This is a genomic window from Thiohalocapsa sp. (genome assembly GCF_019695415.1).
In the GTDB taxonomy this organism is placed as follows: Bacteria; Pseudomonadota; Gammaproteobacteria; order Chromatiales; family Chromatiaceae; genus Thiohalocapsa.
The window spans coordinates 1-4,047 of record NZ_JAIFKJ010000350.1; the positions used below are offsets into that span (position 1 = coordinate 1).

At 68.7% G+C, this 4,047-nt stretch carries 3 protein-coding genes and 1 pseudogene; 2 read left to right on the top strand and 2 right to left on the bottom strand.

Annotated elements, in window-relative coordinates:
- Positions 1–61: 61 nt before the first annotated feature.
- Both dapD and dapC read right to left on the bottom strand, forming a co-directional pair.
- Positions 62–883 (bottom strand): 2,3,4,5-tetrahydropyridine-2,6-dicarboxylate N-succinyltransferase, encoded by an 822-nt coding sequence (gene dapD, locus I6U14_RS10050; protein WP_296898974.1) that lies wholly within the window; start codon positions 881–883, stop codon positions 62–64.
- 92 nt (positions 884–975) lie between these two features.
- On the bottom strand, positions 976–2,172 hold the full coding sequence (gene dapC, locus I6U14_RS10055) for a succinyldiaminopimelate transaminase (RefSeq protein ID WP_296898976.1): 1,197 nt from the start codon (positions 2,170–2,172) through the stop codon (positions 976–978).
- Between the two features lie 184 nt (positions 2,173–2,356).
- On the opposite strand from dapC, the gene I6U14_RS10060 reads away from it, so the two are divergent.
- Complete coding sequence (locus I6U14_RS10060) at positions 2,357–2,731, top strand: VOC family protein (RefSeq protein ID WP_296898977.1); 375 nt, start codon at positions 2,357–2,359, stop codon at positions 2,729–2,731.
- Between the two features lie 234 nt (positions 2,732–2,965).
- Positions 2,966–4,047, top strand: a pseudogene (locus I6U14_RS10065) (hypothetical protein); the annotation flags it as partial.

Sequence of the window (4,047 nt, forward strand, 5' to 3'; positions counted from 1 at the left end):
GGGCTGAGGCTTGCCTGCGTGCGGCCCAGCGCCTCGGCCCTCGGCCCTTGGGCCTTCCGCCTCAAATATCCCGCAGCAGCTCGTTGATGCCAACCTTGCCGCGGGTCTTCTCGTCCACCTGCTTGATGATGACGGCGCAGTAGAGGCTGTATTTGCCGTCTTTGGAGGGCAGGTTGCCCGGCACCACGACGGCGCCCGGTGGCACCCGGCCGTAGCTGATCTCGCCGGTCTCGCGGTTGTAGATCTTGGTGCTCTGGCCGATGTAGACGCCCATGGAGATGACCGCCCCCTGACCGACGATGACGCCCTCGACGATCTCGGAGCGGGCGCCGATGAAGCAGTCGTCCTCGATGATCGTGGGCGCCGCCTGCACCGGCTCCAATACGCCGCCGATGCCCACCCCGCCGGACAAGTGCACGTTTTTGCCGATCTGCGCACAGGAGCCGACAGTGGCCCAGGTGTCCACCATGGTGCCGGAGTCCACATAGGCGCCGATGTTGACATAGCTCGGCATCAGTACGCAGCTGGGCGCGATGTAGCTGCCGCGTCGCGCTGTCGCCGGCGGCACCACGCGCACGCCGCCGTCGCGAAATTCCCGAGAGTTGGTGTCCGCGTACTTGGACGGTACCTTGTCGTAGTAGTTGGTGAAGCCGCCCTTGATGAACTGATTGTCCTCGATACGGAAAGAGAGCAGCACGGCCTTCTTCACCCAGTCGTTCACTACCCAGCTGCCGTCGGTCTTCTCGGCGACGCGGAGCTCACCGCGGTCGAGTCGGTCGATGGTGTCAAGCACGGCGTCGCGCACCAGAGTCTCGACGTTGCGGGGGGTGATCTCGGCGCGGCGCTCGAAGGCCTTTTCGATGACGGCTTGGGTGTCGGACATAAGGGGTTCCTCAGTGATGCGGTGTAGTGCGGAAAAGACTTTTCGTGGCGCGGGCCTATCCGCCAAGCCAGCTCTGGCGGCATGTCGCCGGCTCAAAGCCCTCGGCAGAAGCTCGCGATACGCTGGGCCGCCTCGACACACTCGGCGAGGGGGGCGACCAGCGCCATGCGCACCCGCCCGGCCCCAGGGTCGCCGGCCGCGGTGGGCCGGGAGAGATAGCTGCCCGGCAGCACGGTGACGTTCTGCTCGGCATAGAGGCGGCGGGCAAATTCGGCGTCGTCCAGCGGTGTTCGCGGCCAGAGATAGAATCCGCCGGCCGGTCGCTCGACATCCAGCATCTGCGGCAGGATGGCCAGCACCGCATCAAACTTCTCGCGGTACAGCCGGCGATTCTCCACCACATGCGCCTCGTCGCGCCAGGCGGCGGCACTTGCATGCTGCTGCGGCAGCGCCATGGCGCAGCCGTGGTAGGTGCGATACGCGAGAAAACGCCGGATAACCTCCGCGTCGCCGGCGACGAACCCTGAGCGCAGTCCAGGTGCGTTGGAGCGCTTGGACAGGCTGTGGAAGACGATACAGCGGCGGAAGTCAAGGTTGCCCATGGCAGCCGCAGCCTGCAGCAGCCCCACGGGCGGCCGGGACTCGTCCGGGTACAGCTCGCTGTAGCACTCGTCCGCGGCGATGACGAAGTCGTGGCGCTCAGCAAGGTCGACGAGCCGCATGAGCGCCGTCTGCTCAAGCACCGCACCGCTCGGATTGCCTGGTGAGCAGATGTAAAGCAGCTCGCAGCGGGCCCAAGTATCGGCGTCCACGGCGTCGAAATCCGGCTGATGGCCGGTCTCGGCGGTGCACGGCAAGTAGTGGGGCTCGGCACCTGCCAGGAGCGCCGCGCCCTCGTAAATCTGGTAGAACGGATTGGGCAGCAGCACCAAAGCCCCACGGTCCGCGCCAACCACCGCCTGCGCGAAGGCGAACAGCGCCTCGCGGGTGCCGTTCACGGGCAGCACGTGGCGTTCCGCATCCAGACTGCCGGCGGGCAGCGCGAAGCGGCGGGACAGCCAGTCGGCGATTGCCTCGCGCAACAGGGGTGCGCCGCGGGTGGCCGGATACGTGGCCAGGCCGTCCAGATGCTCGGCTAGTGTCTCGGCAATGAAGTCCGGCGTGGGATGCTTGGGCTCGCCAATGGAGAGCCGAATGGGTGCAAGCCCCGCAGGCGGTGCTGCGTCCGCCAGCAGTGCGCCGAGCTTCTCGAACGGGTAGGGTTGCAGGCGGTCGAGTCGCGGATTCATGCTTGCGCTGGCTGGGGCGCGAACAGGCGCGGGGCGGTCCTGGGAGCGGGTCGGTTGAGGCCAACATGGCCCGGGCGGCGCGGCGACAGCCTGCGCCAGGACCCGGGCAGGACAAGACCGAACACGCAAACCGACAGTATAGGCGATGCATCCATCGCCGCGAAACCATAAGGAGGCCGAGCACATGGCGCTCGTATCCGGCATGCATCACGTGAGCCTGCTGGTGGCGGACACCGAGCGGGCGCTCGGGTTCTATCGGGACATCCTGGGCCTGCCGGTATCCCCCGAGCGCCCGGACATGGCCTTTGCCGGCGCCTGGCTGGATATCGGCCCGCAGCAGATTCATCTGCTGGAGCTGCCGAGCCCCGACCCCACGACGGGGCGCCCCGCGCACGGCGGCCGCGACCGGCATGTGGCGCTGCGGATTACCGACCTCGACGCCGTCGTCACTCGCCTAGACGCAGCTGGCATCCCCTACAGCCTGAGTCGCTCCGGGCGGCGTGCGCTGTTCTGCCGGGACCCGGATGCCAACGCCGTGGAGCTCATCGAAGACGCCTGAGGCCGCGCCTGCCCCGCGCCGCGGGGCCGCCCGTTGCCCGGGCGCTATGCCGATTCGCTGGGGCTGGATACTGGGCTGTATCCGAGGAAAGCCCGACAATGGCTCTGTGCGCGGCCGGGCTAACACCCTGTGCGGACGGGCATTGTGCTAAGCTCTCATGCTTTTCATGGTAGCGCTGTGCGGCGCCGCAGGGCCGCAGCGTGACCCAACTGACCCGTTCGCCGGAGCCCGTCTGTGAAGTCTCTTTGCGTGCAGCCCTTTCGCCTGCCCCTTGTTCTACTGTTTGCCTTTGCCCTTGGCGGCTGCGCGAGCCTCGGCGGCTCCGTGCCCGGCGAAGAGAAGGTCTACATCGGCGACATCTCCAAGCTGCCGCAGGTGGTGCTCCCCGGGGCGCGCATGCAGGACGCCCGCGCCGTCGCGATGGCGGCGGCCCGCACCAAGGGCTGGGAGATCACCACTGCTGATGCCAACCGCCTGCTGCTGGAGCGTCCGCTGCCGCCCGATTTGCCCCAGGCCCAGGCGCTGGGCAGCGCCCTTGCGCCGCCGCGCATGCAGGTAGAGACGGGTATCGTCGAGCGCGGCGACGGCGCCATCGTCGCCTTGCAGGCCTTCGTACTCACCAATCCGGGCACGCCCGACGAGAAGCGCATCGAGTACACGTCGGAGTACGAGAACCAGCTCCTCATCTCGCTGAGCTCTCTGTCCTCGGCGTGGATCGCGGCGCGGGACAAGGTCCGCGCAGATGTGCCTGTGCTCGCGGAGTTCGAGGGCGAGGCCGATACGGAGACCTCGGCCGGCGGAAATCTGGGCGACGTGGCAACAACGGTCACAGCCGACGGTGTGGACGCCACTGGCGGCTCGGCCACTGCGCAGGCCGCGGACGCGACGGCAGCCGCCGACGTCGCGAGCGAAGCCAGCGAGCCGTGGCGAGCCCCGAGCCGAGCGACGGTCCCGGCGACGACGACGCCGGCAACGACGATCCAGGCGGCGGCAACGCCGGCGCCGCGCCCGGCACGGCCGACTCCGCAGAGGACCGCGGCAGTCACCGCAGTCCAGACTAACACCACGGCGGGCGCGCCCACCGCGGCCAGCGGCGTCGTCGCACCCACCATCGAGGCGCCCCGCAGCCCGACCACGGCCGCCGAAGCGGCCGCGTCGCTCCCGCCTGCTGCGCCGATAACGCCCGCCGGCAGCGCCGGCGACAACAGCAGGCTGGTGTTGCACCAGGGTGAGCGCAAAGGGCTCTGGGCCTATTACGCCGAGGAGTTCGCGCGCCGGCGGGGCTGCGCCCGTGACGCGCCTTGTTGCACGCGTAT

Coding starts and splice junctions, on each gene's coding strand:
- dapD (WP_296898974.1), bottom strand. CDS start 883: ATGTCCGACACCCAAGCCGTCATCGAAAAGGCCTTCGAGCGCCGCGCC.
- dapC (WP_296898976.1), bottom strand. CDS start 2,172: ATGAATCCGCGACTCGACCGCCTGCAACCCTACCCGTTCGAGAAGCTC.
- I6U14_RS10060 (WP_296898977.1), top strand. CDS start 2,357: ATGGCGCTCGTATCCGGCATGCATCACGTGAGCCTGCTGGTGGCGGAC.